General features: G+C 73.2%; 8 protein-coding genes. All 8 read left to right on the top strand.

Annotated elements, in window-relative coordinates; all coding sequences use genetic code 11:
• Window positions 1-416: 416 nt before the first annotated feature.
• The 8 genes from H9L41_RS10760 to H9L41_RS10725 all read left to right on the top strand — a co-directional run bounded on the left by H9L41_RS10760 (window position 417) and on the right by H9L41_RS10725 (window position 20,775).
• On the top strand, window positions 417-2,597 hold the full coding sequence (locus tag H9L41_RS10760) for a phage tail protein (RefSeq protein WP_028445925.1): 2,181 nt from the start codon (window positions 417-419) through the stop codon (window positions 2,595-2,597).
• Window positions 2,594-4,186, top strand: a complete 1,593-nt coding sequence (locus H9L41_RS10755) for a hypothetical protein (protein ID WP_028445924.1) — start codon at window positions 2,594-2,596, stop codon at window positions 4,184-4,186. The genes H9L41_RS10760 and H9L41_RS10755 overlap by 4 nt, the downstream gene beginning before the upstream one ends.
• Entirely contained in the window at window positions 4,179-6,284 is a 2,106-nt protein-coding gene (locus tag H9L41_RS10750) for an AAA family ATPase (RefSeq protein WP_157461938.1), read from the top strand. Before H9L41_RS10755 ends, H9L41_RS10750 begins: the two co-directional genes overlap by 8 nt.
• Before the next feature lie 219 nt (window positions 6,285-6,503).
• Window positions 6,504-7,889, top strand: a complete 1,386-nt coding sequence (locus H9L41_RS10745; protein WP_028445923.1) for a hypothetical protein — start codon at window positions 6,504-6,506, stop codon at window positions 7,887-7,889.
• A gap of 242 nt (window positions 7,890-8,131) precedes the next feature.
• Window positions 8,132-8,848: a hypothetical protein gene (locus H9L41_RS10740; protein WP_187523815.1), complete on the top strand. Its 717-nt coding sequence runs from the start codon at window positions 8,132-8,134 to the stop codon at window positions 8,846-8,848.
• Window positions 8,849-9,505: 657 nt separating this feature from the next.
• Entirely contained in the window at window positions 9,506-11,074 is a 1,569-nt protein-coding gene (locus H9L41_RS10735; protein WP_187523814.1) for a hypothetical protein, read from the top strand.
• A 5-nt stretch (window positions 11,075-11,079) separates the two neighbouring features.
• Window positions 11,080-12,984 carry a hypothetical protein gene (locus H9L41_RS10730; protein WP_187523813.1) on the top strand — a complete coding sequence of 635 codons (1,905 nt, stop codon included), beginning with the start codon at window positions 11,080-11,082 and terminating at the stop codon, window positions 12,982-12,984.
• 1,044 nt (window positions 12,985-14,028) lie between these two features.
• Complete coding sequence (locus H9L41_RS10725; RefSeq protein ID WP_187523812.1) at window positions 14,029-20,775, top strand: eCIS core domain-containing protein; 6,747 nt, start codon at window positions 14,029-14,031, stop codon at window positions 20,773-20,775.
• Window positions 20,776-20,865 lie beyond the last annotated feature (90 nt).

Below are 20,865 nucleotides of genomic sequence, written 5' to 3'. Positions count from 1 at the left end.
CGGGTTACTTTCTTTTGCTTCGCCAAAAGAAAATAACCAAAGAAAAGGCGACCCGACAAAGCCGCCCCTGCTGCGCAGGGGTCCCCTGCGCTCCTCGGTCCTCGCGGGCGGCTGCACAACTCGGCCCTACGGGCCTCAAACAGTGCTCGCCGACTCCCCCGCGAGGCCCTGCGGTGCTCGGCGGCTTCGACGGGATTGGAGCTCTCCGTAGCCAATGAAGCGAATGTCCCGATGGCCGCCAGTAAGCCTGGTAGGTCGGACTTCGGTCCGACAGCAGCCTTCATCGGCGGCGCGGTCGGACCGAAGTCCGACCTACGGGCTCACGCCCCAAGCGCGGCGAGGCCGAACCGCGGACGGTGGAATCGTTCCGCCCTTCCCCCTTCCCGCTTCCCCCTTCCCCAGGAAGGAGGCCGCCCATGATCGCCGGCGCCCCCACCTCCGGCCTGGTCGAGATGCGCGGCCGCCCGCACTGGCTGCGCTGCGGCTTCGACGCCACCGCGCTGGCCGACGAGGTCGTCACGCTGGCGCCCGATCCGGCCGGCGACCACACCCTGCCCGAGGCCACGCCGTTCGCCGGCGGTTTCGCCGGCCCGGTGTTCGACCGCCATTGCCGGCTGTTCCACCCGCTGCCCGAGACCGGTGGGCTCGAATTCCTGGCCTGGGGCAAGCGCACCACGCTCGGCGTGGCGGCCGACGCGCCGGCGCCGTACGAGCTCAGCGGCGCCGAGAGCGAGAGCGGCGGCTTCGGCGGCGATGCGCCGCTGCCTTTCCGGCCGGTCGCGCTGGCCTGCGACGAGGCCGACTACCTCTACATCGCCGATCCGGGCGACGGCGGCGAGGCGCTGGCCTCGATCTGGCTGGTCGACACCTGGCAGCACGAGGTCGCCCGCCAGGTCGCCACCAGCGGCAGGCCGCTCGATGTCGCCTATGCCCGCGGCCGCGCCTACGCGCTGCTCGACACGCCGGCCTGGCTGTCGCTGAGCCCCTGCGACCCGCCGCAGCCGCTGCCCTGGCCGGCCGAGGTGCCGGCCGCCGACCGGCTCGACGTCGCCGCCGACGGCCGCGCCTTCGTGCTGCTCGATGCCGGCCAGGCCAGTGCTGAACTGCGCTGCCTGCACGACCACAACATCGTCATCGCCATCCCCTACTGCACCGATTTCCTGATCGGCGAGCACGACCCCGAGCTCGGCTGGCTGCTGGTGTTCGCCCGCCGCCCCGGCGAGGACTTCCTGCGCCGCCGGCTGAACGGCCGCCACGTCGCGCCGCTGGCCGGCCTGGCCGCGCCGGGCTACGACGGCCGCGGCATCGCGCGGGCGCCCGACGGCCGCATCGCCTACTGGACCGCGCGCGGCCTGCGCCATGCCGCGCCGGCACGGCCGAGCTTCCTCGAAGCCGGCACGGTGTTCGGCTTCGCGCTCGACAGCGGGCTCGACCAGGCCCAATGGGGCCGCATCCTGATCGAGGCCTGCATCCCCGACGGCACCCGCCTTACCGTGCGCTGCTACAGCCGCGACGATCTCGACGAGCTGCGCCCGATCGAGCGCAAGGCGCCGGCCGGCGAAGCCCTGCTGCCGCTGGCCGAGGAGACGCGCACGCCGCTGCCGGGCCAAGCCATGCTCGACTACGGCCCGGCCGCCGGCCAGCCGCTCTACCGCGACGATTCGCCGCGACCGCTGGCGCCGCCCGGCCCCGACGGCTTCGCCCGCTACGAGGCGCCGGTGATCGCGCCGCCGGGCCGCTACCTGTGGCTGGTGTTCGAATTCGCCGGCACCCGTTCCAAGACGCCGCGGCTGCGCTCGGTGCAGGCCGAATACCCGGGCCACGGCCTGCTCGGCCAGCTGCCGCGCACGCTGTGGCGCGAGCCGGCCGCGCGCGACTTCCTGCAGCGCTACCTGGCGCCGATCGCCGCCACGCTCGGCGAATGGGGCGCGGTCGGCGACGGCCGCCACCGCCTGCTCGACCCGCGCGTGGCGCCGGCCGAGGCGCTCGACTGGCTGGCCGGCTTCGTCGGCCTGGCGCTCGACCCGGTCTGGCCCGAGGCGGCGCGGCGGCGGCTGATCGCCGAGGCCGCCACGCTGTTCCGCTGCCGCGGCACGCTGCAGAGCCTGCAGAGGATGATCACCCTGCTGACCGGCGCCGAGGCGATCGTGATCGAGACCTTCCGCCTGCGCGGCGGCGGCGTGGCCGGCAACCCCGAGGCCACCGCATCGCGCTCGGTGCTCGGCAGCGGTTTCCGGGTCGGCGGCAGCATCGGCCGCGACGGCGAGACCGCGCTGCCCGAGGCGGCCGAGCAGCCGTTCGAGGGCTTCGCCCACCGCTTCAGCGTCACCGTGCTGGCCGACCTCGACGACGCCCAGCTGCGCGCGGTGCGCAAGCTGATCGAGACCCACAAGCCGGCCCACACGATGTTCGACGTCTGCGGCGCCGCGGTCGGCACCCGGGTCGGCGTCGGCCTGCACGTCGGCCTCGCCTCGATGATCGGCAAGAGCTCGGGCTTCGATCCGCTGGTGCTCGGCGACGCGGTGCTCGGCAAGGGCTACACCCTGGGCCGGCCCGAGCTCGACCGCGCCGGCCGAGAACCGGGGAGCTGGCAATGAACGGCCTGCGCATCGAGCACTGGCACAACCGCTACCGCAGCGCGGCGCCGCTGCCGCCCGAGCGGCTGCGCGGCTGGGACGCAGCGCTGGCCGGGCTCGACCTCGACGCCGGCTTCGGCCTCGGCGCCGACGAGTGGCTGCTGATCCGCACGCTGACGCTGCGGCTGCGCTGGGACGCCGACCGCGGCGACGCCCAGGTGGCGGCCGCCTGGCAAGCCGCGCTGCAGCAGGCGGTGGCGGCTGCGCTCGAACGCGGCGACGACACGGTGGCGGTGCGCTACCGCGACCGCCGCGCCGCGCTGGCCGACCTGGTCTACCAGGCCGCCTGCGGCCGCACCGCGCGGGCCTGGGCCTGGCGCCAGATGGGCTGGCTGGCCGACGACGCCGTCGACGTCCCCACCCTGCGCGAGGCCGCGCTGCGGGCGCTGCAGGCCGATTCCGAGTCGATCTGGCCGGTGCTGACCCGGCTGATCGCCGCCGAGACGGCGACCGGCGCGCTGACCGCCTTGCTGCAGGCGGTGCCGCCGCCGGCCTGGCTGGCGCTGTTCGGCGCCTGTCCGCAGACCGCCGGCTACCTGGCCTGGACCCCGCCGGCGCGCGCCGCGGTGCTGGCCGCGCCGGCCTTGCCCGCCAATCCGCTGGTGATCGCGCTGCGCCGCTGGATCGAGGCCCAGCCCTGGCTGGCGGCGCGCCAGCGCGCGGCGCTGGCGGTGCTGCTGGCCGGCGCCGGCTGGCCCGGCGCGGCGGCCGGCGGCGGCCGGCAGGCCGAGGCCCGCGTCGCCGCCGCCTGGCTCGCCGCCGAGCCGAGCTCGGCCACGGCCTTGCCCTTGCGCACGGTGCGCGGCGACGGCGAACGGCCGGCCGCGGCCGGCGAGCGCGCGGCCGCACCGGCGCAGTCGCCGCACGCAGCACCACCGGCCGACCAGGCCGCGGCCCATGCGCCGCCTGCCGTTCCACCGCGACCCGGCGCGGCGACCGACCTGCCGCAGCCGCATGCTGCCGCCGAAGGCACGGCCGAGCCGGCCGAAGCCGCCGCGGCCGGCGCCGGCGATCTCCCGCTGCCGCCGCTGCCCGAACCGGCCGAATGGCAGGCCAGCGACTGGGGCGGCCTGCTGTTCCTGCTGCACGCGGTGCCGGCGCTCGGCTGGCTCGATGCGGCCGACGACGAGGCCTTGCCGCCGCGACTGTGGCGGCTGGCGACCGAGGCGATCGGCGTGCCGGCCGACGACGTGGCGGTGCGGGCGTTCTGCGGCGGCTGGCAGCCGTCGGCGGCGGAATTGGCGGCTTGGCGCGACGCGCCTCGCGGGTCGGACACCGCAGGAACGGCTTCAGCCTCGAATGGCGACCGCGCCGATGCACCGTCCGAGATAGCCGGCCTGCTCGCGGCCTGGCTCACCCACCGCCTCGGCCCCGGCACCGGCGTGGCCGCCGTCTGCCGCCGCCCCGCCCGCCTGCGCATCGAGCCGGGCTGGATCGAAGTCCACTTCCCGCTCGAGCAGGCCGACGTGCGCCTGCGCCGGGCCGCGCTCGATCTCGATCCGGGCTGGCTGCCCTGGCTCGGCTGCGTCGTGAGGTTCGTCTATGAATGATCGCGCCCTTCCCCTCTTGGCCGCGCCGCCCGAGGTGCGCCGCCATACCCGCCGCGAGGCGGCCGCCGTCGCGCTGCGGCTGGCCCACGGCGTCGCCGTGCGCGAAGGCCTGGCCGCCGCGCTCGACCCGGCCGGGCCGGCGCCGGCCGAAGGCCTGGCCGCCGCGCTGCGCTTCGTCGCGGTGCATGCCGACGGCCTCGGCCTGCGGCTCGGCGCCGACGGCAGCGTGCATGCGCGCGAAGCCGAGCCGGTCGCCGCCGCGCTCCACCCGCTCGACCGGCTGGCCCCGCCCTCGGCCCGCCACGGCCGGCTGGCGGCCGACCTGCTGCTGCTGGCCGTGCTGCCCGAGCTGCACGAGGGCTATGCCGCGCTGCTGCGCCAGCTGCATCCGCACGGCCTGCCCTACCCCACCGTCGCGCTGGCGCTGGCCTGGCAGGAACAGCAGGCCGCGGCCGCGGATGCCATGGCGGCGACCGAGGCGGTGCGCGACGCGATCGAAACGCTGCTGCTCGACTCGCCCAGCGCCCGGCTCGGACTGCTGCGGCTCGACGGCGACGGTCCCTGGCACGGCCGCCTGCTGCGGCCCGGCCCAGGCGTGTGGGAAGCGCTCGACGGCCGACCGCCGCGGCTGGCCGAAGCCGAGCTGCTGCCGGGCTTCCGCCGCGTGCCGGGCCTCGAAGGCTGGCTGGATCAGCCCGACAGCCGCCGCGCCGCCCAGGCGCTGGCGCGCGGCGAGCCCTGCCTGGTGGCGCTGCTCGGCGGCAACGAGGCGATGCGCGCCACCCGCGTGCGTGCGCTGCTCGGCCTGGCCCAAGTGGCGGCGGTGCGCGCGCGCGCCGCGGCCGGCGAGCCGGACTGGGCGGTCGATGCCTGCTGCGTCGCCCATGCCCATGCCGCGGTGCCCTGGCTGGAACTCGGCGACGACGACGGCGCCGGGCCGCCGGCCGCCCACCACGCGCTCGAACGGCTGGGCTGGCGCGCGCCGCTGCTGGTCGCCGCCGCGGCCGAGCGCGCCTTGCCCGCGCTGGCGCTGCCGGTGCTGACGCTGCGGGTCGAGCCGCTGGCCGCCACCGCCCGGCGCGATATGTGGGCCACCCTGCTGCCCGACCTGGCCGGCCGCGCCGGCCTGTTGGCGGCGCGCTACCCGATCGAGCCCGACGAGGCGCGCGGCATCGCCGAGGACCTGGCGCTGCGCCAGCGCATCGAGGCGCGCGCGCTCGACCTCGACGACGTCGCCGACAGCCTGCGCGCCCGCGTCGCCTGGCGCGCCCGGCCCGGCGTGCAGCGGGTGCAGCCGCGGGTCGACTGGGACGCGCTGCTGCTGCCGCCGCTCGGCGCCGCCCAGCTCGAACAGGCGGTGCGGCGCGTGCACCAGCAGATCACGGTGCTGGACGACTGGGGCTTCGAGCAGGGCCGCAGCGGCCGGCGCGGCCTCAAGCTGCTGTTCCACGGCCCGCCCGGCACCGGCAAGACGCTGGCGGCCGAGGCGATGGCCCGCGCGCTCGGCATCGACCTGCTGGTAGTCGACATCGCCAGCCTGGTGTCGAAGTGGATCGGCGAAACCGAGAAGAACCTGGCGGCGGTGTTCGAGCTGGCCGAGCACGCCCGCGCACTGCTGCTGTTCGACGAGGCCGACGCCTTGTTCGGCCGCCGCAGCGAGGGCGGCGACGCGCACGACCGCTACGCCAACCTCGAGACCGCCTACCTGTTGCAGCGGCTGGAGCGCTTCGACGGCACGGCGGTGCTGACCACCAACCTGCGCGCCAACCTCGACGCGGCTTTCACGCGCCGGTTCGACCACATCGTCGAGTTCCCCGAGCCGGACCTCGCCACCCGCGAACGGCTGTGGCAGCTGCACCTGCCCGCCGGCGCGCCGCTGGCGGCCGACGTCGACCTGCACGAGCTGGCCGACTGGTACGCCATCAGCGGCGCCCAGATCCGCAACGCCAGCCTGGCGGCGGCCTTCCTCGCCGCGGCCGAGGGCGCGCGCATCGGCCAGGCGCACTTCCTGGCCGCGATCGAACGCGAGTTCGAGAAGGCCGGCCGCGCGCATCCGGGCTTCCCGGCCGGGCGCCGGGTGGCGGGAGCGCAAGCATGAGCCGCGGTGCGCAAGAGCTTGAACCGCAGAGGACGCCGAGGCTCGGCCGCCGAGCGCAGCGCCGGCAGGTCGGGCTTTACGCCCGACGGCGTCCTCGGCCGGCAGCGCTGCCGGGCGTCAAGCCCGACCTACGGCGTAAAGCCCGACCTACTTGAAACCCGCGATGCACGGCCGACAGGCACCGAACACGAACCGAACACCGACACCCCAGGAGGCACCATGGCAACCCCTACCACCCTGATCGGATTCTGGACCGACGAAGTCGGCCGGCTCGACGCCGCGCTGACCGCCGCCCGCGGCCGGCTGGCCTCGACCCAGGCGGCCGAGCAGGTCGCCATCGCCGCCTACGCCGGCAGCGCGGCCCAGTTGCAGGCGGCGCGCGACCAGGTCGAGGCGATCCGCAAGCAGCTCGCCGCGATCCCGTTGCCGGCCGACGGCGATCCGCTGCTGATCGCCATGCGCGACGCGCTGATCGCCTGGCGCCAGGCCGGCGCCAACCATGCCGCGAACGAGGCGGCCAAGCGCCGGCTCGGCGAGCAGCGCGCAGCCGACGCCGCCCGGGTGAACGAAACCGCCGCCCGGCTGGCCGACGCGCGCGCCGCCCTGGCCGCCGCCCAGCCGGCCCACGACCAGCGCCAGGCCTGGGCCGCCGCGCCGCTGGCCAGCTACAAGAGCCAGGCCCAGGCCGCGCTGACCGATTTCGAGGCCGCCGCGCGCGGCAAGGTCGAAGCGGACTTCCCGAGCAATGCCGACGACAAGCGCAGCTTCATCAAGCGCGTGCGCGCCCGCCGCGCGCTGGCCGACACGCTGCGCGCCAACGCCGCCGCGCGCGCCGCCGCCGCGCTGGCCGGCAACACCGCCTGGAACGAGTCCAGCACGCGCCAGATCGACAAGCTCGCCGCGCTGCAGGCCACCTTCGACGCCGCGGTGGCGGCGCTGCAGGCCTATGCCCAGACCCAGCCGGCAGTGGCCCAGGCGCGCGACGCGCTCAAGTCGCTGGCCGAACTGCCGGGCTCGGCGCTGACCGCGGCGCAGAAGGCGGTGCTGATCAGCGCCGACGCGACGCTGACCGATGCGCGCGAGGACGCGCTGGAAAAGCTCAAGACCCGCGACGACAAGCAGGCCGCGCTCGACGCCGCCGACCTGGCCTACCAGAACGCGCTGTTCGCCGCGCGCGCCGCCGAGCCGGACAAGACCGACGCCGCGCTGCGCGCCGCCGACCCGACGCTGCAGACCAAGTTCGACGCGGTCGGCACGCTGGCCGGCGAGCTCGGCGCCGCCGAATCGGCGCTGGCGGCCGACCTGCCGCTGCTGTCGGCCTGGTGGGTGGCGGTGCCGGACGCGCTGTGGGACCGGCTCGACCGGCTCGACGCCGCGGTGGCGACGCTGGGGCCGATCAAGGACGCCACGGTGGCCGACATCAAGAGCGCGGTCGTCAACGCCGAGACGGCGCTGGCCGCCGCGCTCGACGCCGCCAGCCGCGAGCGGCGCAAGGTGGTCGTGCTGCACGAGGCGCTGGCGCAACGGCAGGCCGAGGCGACCGCGGCGGCCGAGCTGCTGGCGCGGCGGCGGCAGAGCGCGGTGCGGTTCTTGGCGGAAGTGTGAGGCGCCGCTACGCGGCTGAGTGAGGCGTGAGGGTGAGGTGTCCACCCCATCCCCACCCAACCTCCCCTTGAAGAGGAGGCGTAGCGCAGCGCGACTTCCATCGGCAGCGGGTTCCACTGGTAGCGATCGTCATATGCATCACTGCACCACTCCCTCCCCTTCAAGGGGAGGGCCGGGGTGGGGATGGGGTGAACACCTCACGCCTCACACCTCACCCTCACAGAACTCAGGAGGAGCAAAACATGGGAGCACCCGACACCACCGCGGCCAGCCAGGCCGGCTGCGGCTGCCAGGGCAGCTGCGACGCCTGCGCCGGCAGCCTGCCGGACGCGCCGGACTGCGCGATCAACTACCACTTCGGCATGCTGCTCGGAGTGGAGGACTTCCGCGTCGAGCAAGGCTTCCACGTCGGCCGGCTGCGCCGCCACCAGCGCGCGCTGCACGGCAGCGGCGTGGTCTACGGCTACGGCGTCGAGTTCGACGCCGCCCGGCGCGAGCTGAAGGTGGCGCCCGGCTACGCGCTCGACCGCCGCGGCCGCGACCTGGAACTGGCCGAGGCGCAATGCCTGGGCCTGCCGGCCTGGTGGGAGAAGCACCGCGACGACGACGACTTCCTCGACCTGGCCGACAAGGACAACGCCACCTTCGACGCCGAAGTGGTGCTGTGCCACGGCAGCTGCCTGTCGCGCCCGGTGCCGGCCATCGCCGATCCGTGCGCCGGCGACGGCTCGCCCGGCATCGCCTATTCGCGCATCTGCGAACGTCCGGTGCTGAGCCTGCGCCGTGCCCGGCCGCCCGCCCGGCCGGCGTGCCGTCCTATCGGCTGCTGCGGGTGCTGCTCGGTCTGGCCGCGGCCGAGGCCGGCGACGCCTGGCTGGCCGAACGCCAGGCCGACATCGCCGCCCTGCCGCCCGGCGAACGCGCCGCCGCCACCGAGGCGCTGTGGCGCACGGTGCTGACCCGCGCCGCGATCGAGACCGGTGCGACGGCCGATGCCGCGCCGGCGTCCGACCTGGCCGAGGACGACGACGGCTGCCTGGTGCTGGCCCGGCTCGGCGGCCTGCACCTGTTCCGCGACGCCGAAGGCTGGCAGGTCGCGCTGGCCGATCCGCCCGACCCCGACCACCGCGCCACCCTGCTGCCGACCGAAGTGCTGCAGGCGCTGCTGCTGCGCCCCGGCGTGGCAGGCCCGGCGGTCGACACCGCCGAGGCCGTTGCCGGCGGGCCGCGCGTGGTCGCGGCGAGCTGGAGCAGCGACAGCGTCACGCTCGACTTCGACCTGCCGCTGGCGCCGCCGAGCGTGGCGGCCCCGCCTTCACCGTCACCGCCTACGGCCCGACCGGCTGGACCGCGACGCCGCTGGCCGCGGCGCCGCCGGTCTACGCCGATGCCGAACGCCGCGTCACCCTGACGCTGGCCGCGGCGCCGGCCGCCGATACCGAACGGCTGCGCATCACCGTGCGCGGCAGCGGCCCGACGCCGCTGCTCGGCGCCGATCTCACCCCGGCCGGCGCCCCCGCGGCGGACCGCGACGGCCTCGACCTTTCCACCCAGGTAACCGGGAGCTGACCCATGCCCAACGATCTCGACCCCCAAGCCGCCCATGCCGCCTCGGCGTGCAGGACGGCGTCGCCCGCATCGAACAGGGCACGCCGCTGACCCGGCTGCACTACTTCGACGGCAAGTTCCTGCGCGCCGATGCGCTCACGCTGGAACAGGACTACCACCGCAACCTCGTCCGGCTGTCCAACCTGGCCGGCGGCTGGGGCGTGGTGCATGGCCTCGGCATCGCGCTCGACGGCGGCCAGCTGGCGCTCACGCCGGGCCTGGCCATCACCCCGGCCGGCAACACGGTGCTGCTGAACCAGGGCTTCTCGGCCAGCCTGGCCGAGCTGATCGCCGCGGCGCGGCCGGCCCCGCCAGCGGCAGCGGCGCCTTCGGCAGCTGCGATTGCGAGGACCAGCCCGGCGATCCGTCCTCGCCCGGCACCGGCCTGTACGAGATCACCGTCGGCCCGTTGCAGGGCCTGTGCGGCAACGAGGAGGTCTACGGCAAGCTGTGCGAGGACGCTTGCGTCACCGATACCCAGCGGCCCTACTGGCGCGAAGGCCTGGTGCTGCGGCTGCGGCCGATCGTACTGGCCTGCCCGACAGCGCCAGCCAGCCCTGGCCGCCCAGCACCTGCGCAACCGCGCCGCCTCGGCCTATTTCAAGGCCGAGCCGTGGCTGACCGCCTCGCTGCTGTCGGGCGCCGGCCTCGCCGGCCCGGTCTGGTGCAACCCGGCCGCGCTGTACGGCCGCGACGAAGTGCCGATCGGCCTGTTGGCGCGCGAGGGCGACAGCGTGCGCTTCCTCGACGCCTGGAGCGCCCGGCGCGAACGCATGGACAGCCAGGCGCGCGGCTATTGGCAGGGCCGCATGCGGATGCGGCCGTGGAACGTGTTCCTGGCGCAGATCCTGCAGTTCCAGTGCCAGCTGTCGGGCGTGTTCAAGCCCGGTACCGGCGACTTCGATCCGATCGACGACGACTGCCGCCGGCTGCGCCAGCTGCTCGACGAGACGCGCCGCCAGCTCGAACAGGCACGCAAGAACTACGCGGCCGGCAGCAAGAAGATCCTCGAGATGCTCGGCGAGGAATCGGCCAAGATCGACAGCGCGCTCAAGCTGCTGAAGCAGTCCGACAAGCAGCTCGGCACGCTGGCGACCCAGCTCGGCGACGGCCAGGACGGCCCGCTGGCGCTGCCGAAGAACCGCATGCTGCTCGGCGCCGGCTTCGTCGAGCTGCCGCCGGCCGGCTACCTGCCGGTGCAGCCGGGCAAGCAGCCGGTCAACGAACAGCTTGAGCGCATGTTCGGCGAGGGCGTCAGCCTCACTTTCTGCGCCGCGCGGCCCGACTACATCCCGCACGAGGTCGAGGCGGCCCAGCACATGGACCGCATCTCGCTCACCCGCGGCCTGGACAACCCGGCGCAGAAGGAGGAAGTCGAGATCTTCGTGCCCGACGGCGAGATCGCCGACGCCCAGGGCGTGGCCGACGGCGTCTACTGGTTCGCCGACATCGACCTCAAGTTCCTGTCGTCGGCCGAGGTGAAGGACAACCGGAAGCTCGAACTGGGCGCCAAGGACGCCAAGGAGGAAAAGCTGGCCCGGAGCGGGCCGGCAGCTTCCTCAAGTCCAAGCGCCTGAACCGGGTGGTCGACACCGCCGACGGCGTCGACACCGACCAGGGCCTGGCCGGCCTGGCCCGCACGGTGCGCAAGGACAACGGCGGCGCCGCCTTCACGCTGATCTGCCACCAGGACCTGTTCTACACCAATAAGCCCAAGCCGATCCCGCAGGCCCAGCCGGCGCCGGGCGCGGGCGGCAGCGGCACGCCGCCGGCCTCGGGCAGCTTCGACACCGGCAGCGGCAGCAGCGGCGGCAACGACCAGCCGGAGCTGACGGTGAGCCTGCCCGGCGTCTACCTCGGCCTCGACATCGACGAGGACCCGTTCGCCCGCGGCGAAGGCGCGGTGGTCGGCGGCGACTTCGAGCTCCGGATCGGCATGTCGGCCACCGCCGCCGAGCAGTCGTTCGCCTTCGGCCTGGTGGCCGAGGGCCCGGCGCGGCTGCGCATCGACGCGCTGTTCAAGTCCGACGTCGATACCGATGCGGTCAGCGGCGAGCTGACGCTCTACCCGCAGGCGCTGACCTACAAGAACGGCGAGCCGGACGAGGACGACGAGCCCGACCAGCCGGCCAGCCTCGAGGTGGTGGTCTACCGCAAGGGCGACGCCCGCAGCGGCAAGGTCTGGATCGTGCCGGCCCTCGCCTCGCTGCGCCGGCTCGGACTCAGCGCCGAGGCGCACTGGAGCGGCCAGCCGCGGCTGGCCGAGGTCGGCCTGCGCCGCAGCATCGGCGAGCCGACGCCGAACTACACCCACATGGAGAACAACTACCTGCTCGACAACGGCCCGTACCTGGCCGAGGAGAGCGAAGGCCCGTTCGCCTCCTTCCTGACGCTGCGCGAGATGGAGCAGCTGCCGGCGCCCGAGAGCCCGATCCGGCTGGAGGCGCTCAACGCGATCGCCACCTTGTCGGAATACACCGCCAACCCGGCCTTCCTGAGCCGCGCGCGCAACCGGCTGTTCCCGGCCGTGACGGCCAGCGGCCCGCTGCGGGTCCGCGCGGTGCACGACTGGGTGATGTTCCGCCGCCGCCGGCAGGCGGTGTGCGACGCGTCGTGCGCCTGCACCGCGCCGGCGGCCCAGGCCGAGGGCTTCCAGACCTGGCACCTGCGGCTGGAGGACGTCGGCGAGCTGGAGACGCTGCGCCAGGCCATCGACGACAACGACGCCGAGACGCTCAAGCGCTTCAGCTTCAAGCGCGTCGACGTGCTGCACTACCTCGACGACGCGCTGACGCCGATCGAGCTGCAGAAGACGGTGCTGGCCGACTGGAAGAAGGCCAAGCCGGCCGCCAAGCTGGTGCTCGGCCGGGTGTGGGAGCAGGCGCCGCGCGCCGGCCAGGGCTGGCAGAACCACTACCGGCTGCGCCGGCTGGTCGGCCTGCTCGGCGGCCTGATCGAGCCGCCGTCGGTCGACGTGGTGCATGCGCTGTCGCGCGCGCCCAAGCCGCTGGAGGACGCGCAGTTCGACGGCGGCATGCTGCTGGTGACCGCCGAGCAGGCGCCGCCGACCGAGGTCGAGACCGCCCACCGCGTGCTGCTGATCCACAACGAGAACCTGTTCGCCTCGCTGGACGACCTGAAGTCGGGCTCGGCCACGGTGTGGAACGAGCTGGAGAACCAGGTCGACCAGAAGAGCACCTTCGCGCTGACGGTGCACTTCGTCGACGGCCAACTGGCGGCGGCCGACGAGACCGAGCTGAAGAAGCTGGCGGACGAGATCCGCAAGAACTTCGACGTGAACTTCACCGACGCGATGATCGTGCGCGGCAACGCGATTCCGCCCGAGCAGCATGTGCAGGAAGAGCACGACACGATCCGCGCGGCGGCCGGGGCGCCGGCCGCGGGCGGCGATTTCGCGCTGCCGAATGCGCTGCTGAAGGATGCGGCGGTGGCGACGATCCTGCCGTTCGGGGCGTTCAAGCCGTAGGGCGATCGGGGTAGGAGCGGCTTCAGCCGCGAATGGTCGCTCGTGCCGGCACCAACCATTCGCAGCTGAAGCCGCTCCTGCGAGACGCGTCAAAGGCCCTTCTCCCATCGGGAGAAGGGTTGGGATGAGAGGGCGCGGTTCAGACATCACGGCCTGCTCCAGCGAGGACCGCAACGTCCGAGCCACAGGGGCGCCGGCAGCGATCGCGGAGCGGCCGCCCCTCATCCCCAGCCCTTCTCCCGGTGGGAGAAGGGAGCACGGCCGGCGCAGCATCGACCGTGCATGACGCCGCGGCCGGCAAAAACGCAGCACCAGCAGGAGCACCGCCATGGGTACGGAAGCCGCAAGCGAAGCCAAGAAACCGGCCGGCAAGGCACCCGCCGGCGCCAAGACCGGCGCCCCGCCGGCCGGCAAGGGCAGCGAGGGTGCCGCCAAGGCCGGCGCCAAGCCCGAAGCCGGCGGCGACAAGGCCGGCGCGAACAAGGCCGGTGGCGCCGACAAGGGCGCCGCCGGCGCCAAGGGTGCGGCGGGCGATGCCAAGGGCGCGGGCGCCAAGGGTGCCGAAGGCGGCAAGGACGCCGCCGGTGCCGGCGCGGCCAAGCCGGCCGAATCGGGCGCGGCGGTCGCCGCCCAGCGCTTCGACCGCATGGCGGTGCGCGCCAAGCTCAGCGTCAGCGAGCCCGGCGACGCGGTCGAGCGCGAGGCCGACGCGGTCGCCGACAAGGTGATGCGCATGGAAGAACCGGCCGGCGGCGGCAAGGACGGCAAACGGGAAGGGGGAAGCGGGAAGGGGAAGGGAGCGGCGCCGCCCCGGCCGCGGGCGCCCAATCCGGCAGCGCCGGCGCCGCGAGCGCGGGCGACAAGTCCGGCCCCGCCGGCCAGGCCGGCCCCGCCGGCCAGGCCACCAAGCCGCCATCCGGCGGCCAGACCCGCCCTGCCCCGCCCGCCGGCAAACCGGCCGAGCAGGTCGCCCGCGCCGCCGCACCGGCCGCCGACGCCGCAGCCGGCGCCAAGGCCGGCCCGCCCGATGCGGCCAAGGCCCCGGTGGCCGAGGGCAAGACGCCGAAGGCCGACAAGCCGGCCAGCACCGGCGGCACCCACGGCGGCGCCGCTGCCGACAGCGGCCTCGCCGGCCAGAGCGGCCCGCCCGCCGTCAGCCGCGCCGCGGCCGCGCCCCAGGCCGGCGCCGATGCCGAGCAGGCCAAGCCCAGCGTGCCGGCCGATTTCGCCGACAAGCTCGGCGCCGGCCAGCCGCTCGATCCGCAGACGCGCAGCTTCTTCGAGCAGCGGCTGGGCTGCGACCTGTCGGCCGTGCGCATCCACCACGATGCCCAGGCCGACACCGCCGCCAAGCAGATCCACGCCCGCGCCTTCACCTACGGCCACCACATCGCCTTCGCCGCCGGCCAGTACCAGCCCGAAGGCAGCGAGGGCAAGCGGCTGCTGGCCCACGAGCTGACCCACGTGCTGCAGCAGCGGCAGGACACCGTGCCGCGCCAGGTGATGCGCGAGGGCCCCGCACCAGCCGGCGGTGGCGGCGGAGCGGCCGGCGGCAACAGCATCGACGTCAAGGGCGTCGCCATCCCGGCCTTCAAGGCCGGCTACTACACCGCCACGCCCTACAAGCGGCCGGCCGGCTACAACCGCAAGGAGGAAGGCTCCAAGCAGATCTCGACCTGGCGCAAGGCCACCAAGGGCGCGCGCGACGGCTTCGCCGCGGCCATGGGGCTGAAGGAGGACGGCCTCTACGTGGCGGTGCCCAAGGCCAGCGCGCTCAGCGCCGACAACAAGGAGGCGCTGATCGGCCCGCCCAAGGAGATCGGCGAGATCGCCCGCAAGCCGCGCTGGGACGACAGCGGCACGCCGGTCGCCTACGACGTCGACCATATGATCGAGCTGCAGATCGGCGGCCCCTCGTTCGACGTCGAGAGCAACCTCGAGCTGCGCGACGCCAGCAGCAACCGCTCCTCCGGCTCCAGCATCGACGTCTCGATCACCGGCATCCTGGGCAAGATGAAGGACAAGGAGAACGGCGACGTCGAGAAGATCAAGGCCAAGTACGACCTGCTCTACTCGGACTTCGCCACCGCCGCCGGCGGCGGCAAGACCTCGTCCTGGAGCATCGACGCGGTCAACAAGTTCGAGCCGGCCAAGAAGGGCCTCAACATCTACGACCCCGACGCGGCCGCCGCCAGCGGCAACGTGCTGCCCTGGCCGCGGGGCGTCGACAAGGAGCCGTTCTTCGGCGGGCCCGACCTGTTCGTGCTCTACCCGAGCAAGTCGGGCGGCGCGCCCAAGCAGATCAAGCTCGACGCCAACGGCAAGCCCAAGGACAAGAGCATCCTCAACGCCGACTGGATCCGCGGCATCAAGCTGTCGGGCTTCGACCTCAACCTCTCGGCCGGCGGCGAAAACGCCGGCACGCTGCAGGCCCAGATCGACATCGCCCAGCTGCAGAACCCCGGCGGCGGCAACACGCTGGACCTGACCATCAAGCGGCTGCCCGGCAGCGGCGGCAACGTGAAGCAGGCCGGCTACATCAACGTGCTCGGCGCCGCCGGCAAGATCGCCAAGGCCTTCGCGCTCAAGGAGATGAGCCCGATCGAGATCGTCGAGTTCGACATCCTGCCCTCGGGGCTGATGATCACCGGCGTGGTCAACCCCAGCCTCGGCCTGTTCAAGGGCACCCAGCTGGACCTGGTGGTCGAGGGCACCGACCTGCGGGTGCAGAAGACCTTCACCGGCGACGAGATCAAGCTGCCCGGCCCGTTCAAGATCACCGGCAGCAGCCTCACCGTGGCGCTGGGCACCAAGTCCGGCTTCAGCGCCACCGGCGTGGTGCTGTTCACCATCACCGGCCTGGGCGACGGCAAGCTGACCGCTACCGGCAAGATGGCCAGCTTCGCCATCCGCGGCGATTTCGAATTCGACAAGAAGCTGTTCGACGCCCAGGCCAAGCTCGGCGTGAGCTACGTCAAGGAGGGCGAGGAAGGCAAGTTCTCCGGCGAGGCCCAGCTCAAGATCGGCAAGGACAAGATCAAGGGCATCAAGGGCGCCACCATCAACGCCAAGGTCGAGAACGAGACCTTCACCGCGGATGGCAAGGCCGAGACCGACATCCCCGGCATCAAGGCCTTCGGCCTCGCCATCGACCTGAAGGACCCCGAGCACTTCTCGGTGCAGGGCGACGGCGAGCTGGAGAAGCTGCCCGGCATCCAGTCGGGCAAGCTGACCATGAAGCTCGAACGCGCCGGCGCCGACTGGTCGCTGTCCGGCTCGGGCGACGTCACGCCCAACATCCCCGGCGTCAGCAGCAATATCAAGGGCAGCTACGCCAAGGGCGTGGTGCTGCTCAAGGGCCAGGTCGGCTTCAAGTTCGGCGAGGGCGACCGGGTCAAGGGCGACGTCACCATCGGCGTCACCAACGGCGAGGTCGACGAGAAGGGCAACGTCTCGGGCGAAGGCGGCGGCAAGGATTTCAAGGCCTTCGGCCAGGGCGAGCTGACGGTCAAGCTGACCGACAAGATCAGCGGCAAGGTGAAGCTGGTGCTCAAGCCCGACGCCAGCGTCGAGATCGGCGGCTCGGTCACCGTGGCCGACATCGAGCTGTTCCCGCAGATCCCGGCCGGCGACAAGTCCAAGCGCACCCTGCTCGACATCAAGACGCCCGACATCCCGCTGTGCGGCATCACGGTGGCCGGCGTCGGCGTCGCCATCGTGTTCTACGCCCAGGGCAAGGTCACCGCCGAGGCCTCGGTCGGGCCGGGCACCATGAAGAACACCACGCTGACCATCGAGCCGTTCAACCCGGCCAACGTCAGCATCGACACGCTCAAGCTCGGCGGCAAGTCGGACTTCGAAGTGCCGGCCAAGGCCGGCATCGCGCTCAGCGCCACCGCCAACATCTCGGCCAAGGTGCTGGTGGCCGAGCTCGGCGGCGCCATCGGCATCACCGCCGAGGCCGGCATCCCGGCCGACCCGCCGCTGATCAAGGCCAATACCAAGTTCAGCTGGAGCAAGAGCGAGGGCTTCGACCTCGAGGCCAACGCCGCGCTCAACTTCCAGCCGCAGCTGAAGTTCTCGCTGACCGGCGAGGTGTTCGCCAAGCTCAACGTGGTGGTCGACACCATCACGGTGTGGAGCCGCAAGTGGGAACTGGGCAGCGCCTCGTTCAAGCTGCCGCTGGCGGTCACCGCCTCGGCCAAGCTCGGCTACAACAGCAACAGCGGCCTGCGCTTCGATCCCGAGAAGGACATCAGCATCCCCAAGCCGGAGCTGAAGGACGACGACTTCCTCAAGCTGCTCAACAACGAGCCGGCGCAGGAGACGGTGAAGAACGAGCCGCAGGGCGACGGCGCGCCGGTGCCCGAGCCGTCGGTCACCCCGGCCGGCGCCTCGCCCGACGGCGGCGGCGCCGACACGCCGGCCAACCGCAAGGTCGACGAGGCTGCCACCGGCGTGCCGCCGCCCGACCCGGCCGCGGCGGCAGCGCCCATCGGCGAGGAGGAGATCGCCGCGCTGGGCCGGGGCGCGCCGCTCGATCCGTCGTCGCGGATGCGCTTCGAGAGCAGCCTCGGCACCAAGCTGCCGCCGGTGCAGATCCACACCGGCCGCGCCGCCGACCGGCTGGCGCGGCAGCTGCACGCCAAGGCCTTCACCGTCGGCGAGCACATCGTGTTCGCCGAGCACGCCTACGCGCCGGACGAGCCCGAAGGCCAGCGCCTGCTGGCGCACGAGCTGGCCCACGTGCAGCAGCAGAACGGCGGCGCGGCGCGCCAGGCGATGCGCGGCGAAGGCGATCCGCCGGCCGGCGGCGGCACCACCGCCGCCCCGGTGCCGCCGGCGACGGCCGCGACGACCGGCACCACGACCGGCGCGACCACGACCGGGACGGCGGGCGGCACCGGCACGGCCACGACCGGAACCGGGGCCGGGACCACGGCCGCCGCCGGCGGCACCGCCAGCACGCCGGTGATCACGCTGCCGATGCTGAACCTGCCGCGCTTCAAGGCCAACGTCGCGCACCGCAACGCGCTATACACCGCCAAGAAGACCGCCGGCACGCTGTACCGGCCGGCCAATTACACCCGCACGGTGAACAACCAGTCGGAAGTCTGGATGCGCACCGCCACCTCGACCGCCGCGCTGGACAAGATCCACACCCGGATCGGCAGCGCCTCGCGCAGCGAACCCTACCTGATCCGGCCCAAGCACCGCGCCGGCGACAATATCGACATCGCGGTCGGCACCCCGGCCGAACTGGCCGAAACCCTGCGCCGGCCGATCTGGAACAAGCAGGGCCAGGCGCGCAGCTTCCATGTCGACCACATCGTCGAACTGCAGGTCAACGGCACCAACACCATCGACAATATGGAAATGCTCGAGTCGCGCGCCAACATGGGCTCGGGCGACGCGATCAAGGAAGCCATCATCGCCAGCCTCGACACCTGGCTGACCGCCAATCGCAGCACCCTGCCGCCGGCGCACCAGAGCGTCGCGGCGCTCAAGGCCAACTACCAGATCAACTTCACCGACTTCCGCGGCGCCTGCAATCCGGCCTCCGCCGAGTACTGGCTGCAGGACGAACTGAACCAGGGCAACCACATCGATTTCGCCAACTACATCAACATCTATTCGCCGCTGCACCCGAACGCCGGCGGCGGCTTCTCGCCCTGGCCATCCGACGTGCCGGTGGCGAGCCTGACCGGCTCGGCCAGCCGCATCGCCATCTACAGCCATACCATCGGCCGGCCCAAGCTGTTCGACTGGCCGGCCGGCAGCGGCAACACTCGCAATATCGCCGACGACGACTGGATCAAGGGTTTCCACCTGCAATCGGTCCAGTTCGACGTCGGCGGCAGCGGCGCCCAGGCCGGCGCGCTGCGCGGCGAGCTGTTCAAGCACAATCCGCAGCTCAACTTCAACGGCATCCGGGTCGAGATTCCAGTCGACCGCAAGAACGGCCTGCCCTACGCCGGCGTCATCAACAAGGCCTCGATCCAGGGCCAGATCAGCGCGATCTTCAGCAACCAGGGCGTCAATGCCATGAGCCCGGTCAGCGTCGGCAACGTCGACATCGACCCGGTCAAGGGCATCGTGCTGCGCGGCCAGATCAACCCGAGCCTCGGGCTGATCCGCAACGCCAACGTCGACCTGGTGATCGAGGGCGACGACCTGCGCGCCGAGAAGAGCTTCGGCGGCGGCGAGCTGGCGCTGGGCGGGCCGTTCAACATCCTCGGCAGCGACCTCACCGTCTCGCTCGGCACGCGCTCGGGCCTGAGGCTGTCGGGCGGCGCCGACTTCGAGATCCGCCGCCTGGGCCGCGGCCGCATCGGCGCCGACGCCAGCAGCCGCGGCGAATTCAGCATCGGCGGCAATTTCGACTTCGACCGCAACCTGTTCGACGCCGACGCCTCGATCCAAGTGCGCTACCGCAAGACGCCCGAGGCGCCGGACGGCAAGTTCTCCGGCAGCGGCACGGTAAGCATCGGCGCCGGCAAGATCCGCGGCGTGCGCAGCGCCACGGTGCAGGCCAGTTTCGACGGCGAGCAGCGCGAGATCAGCGGCGACGCCGAGCTCGACATCCCCGGCATCGAATCGGCCTCGCTGCGGGTCGGCTTCGACGGCCCCGAGGGCGCCACCATCTCGGGCAACGCCCGCTTCCGCGACCGGCCCGGCATCCGCAACGGCCAGCTCGGCGTCACCCTGCGGCAGGAGGGCGAGGACTGGCGGCTGGCGGCCAGCGGCAGCGCCGACGCCACCTTCGCCGGCATCACCACCGCGCTGGCGGCGAGCTACGACGACGGCCTGTTCAAGTTCTCGGCCGAGGCGCCGTTCCGGGTCGGCCAGGTCAACGGCACGGTGCTGGCCGGCGTGACCAACGGCCAGGTCGACGACGAGGGCAACGTCACGCCCGGCGGCGACAACAGCGAGCTCAAGGCCTTCGGCAACGGCACCGTCAACGTGCGGCTGACCGACTGGCTGCAGGGCGGCATCGGCCTGAAGATCCGCCCCAGCGGCGACATGCTGATCAGCGGCCGCATCGGCATCCCCGACGCGGTGACGGTGTTCGACCAGTACCCCTCGCCCGAACGCGCGCGGCGCGAGCTGTTCCACATGCCGACCGTCTCAGTGCCGCTGGTCGGCTTCGCGGTCGGCGGCAACACGGTGGGCCTGGCGCTGACCATCAACGGCCGCGTCACCGGCTACGCCCACGTCGGCCCCGGCCGGCTGACCCAGGCCGAGGTGCGCATCGAGGACTACAACCCGGCCCAGCCCGACAGCCTGCACGTGACCGGCGACGCGCGCTTCAACATCCCCGGCGTGGCCGGCGTGGAGGCCTCGCTCGACGCCGGCGTCTCGCTCGGCGCCGCGGTGATCCGCGCCACCGCCGGCATCAACGTGGCGGCCGCGGCCGAGGTGCGCGCCGACGTCTCGCCGAGCGTGAACCTCGACTGGACGCCCGACACCGGCCTGCACCTGCACGCCGACCTGGCCGCCTCGCTGACGCCGCGGCTGCGCTTCAGCCTCAACGGCTACGCCGAGGTGGTGGCCGACGCCTTCGTCACCAGCTTCACGCTGTGGCGCAAGGACTGGCAACTGGCCGAGCGCGAGGTCGGCAGCAACCTGGCGCTGGGGCTCAACGTGCCGGTGGACTACTACAGCGACGACCGCGGCGTGGTGTTCGACCCGGAACGGGTGAGCTTCCAGGTGCCGGACCTGAACGCGGACACCTTCTCGCAGCTGCTCAACAGCGAAGGCAGCGAACACGCGGAGCGCGGCAGGGCCTAGCGCGCGCACGGGCGGACGAGGCAGGCCCGGCCGGACGATCGGCGCGCCGGGCAGCGCACTGCCGCCACCTCGTCGATCGGACAGGAGTTC

Origin of the sequence: Chitinimonas koreensis (genome assembly GCF_014353015.1) — a bacterium.
GTDB classification, from domain to species: domain Bacteria; phylum Pseudomonadota; class Gammaproteobacteria; order Burkholderiales; family Chitinimonadaceae; genus Chitinimonas; species Chitinimonas koreensis.
The sequence above is the reverse complement of the archived record's forward strand: the minus strand, read 5'-3'. Positions and strand labels throughout refer to the sequence as shown.

Excerpts from the sequence above, each read along its gene's own strand:
- H9L41_RS10760 (WP_028445925.1), top strand. The coding sequence starts at position 417 with ATGATCGCCGGCGCCCCCACCTCCGGCCTGGTCGAGATGCGCGGCCGC.
- H9L41_RS10755 (WP_028445924.1), top strand. The coding sequence starts at position 2,594 with ATGAACGGCCTGCGCATCGAGCACTGGCACAACCGCTACCGCAGCGCG.
- H9L41_RS10750 (WP_157461938.1), top strand. The coding sequence starts at position 4,179 with ATGAATGATCGCGCCCTTCCCCTCTTGGCCGCGCCGCCCGAGGTGCGC.
- H9L41_RS10745 (WP_028445923.1), top strand. The coding sequence starts at position 6,504 with ATGGCAACCCCTACCACCCTGATCGGATTCTGGACCGACGAAGTCGGC.
- H9L41_RS10740 (WP_187523815.1), top strand. The coding sequence starts at position 8,132 with ATGGGAGCACCCGACACCACCGCGGCCAGCCAGGCCGGCTGCGGCTGC.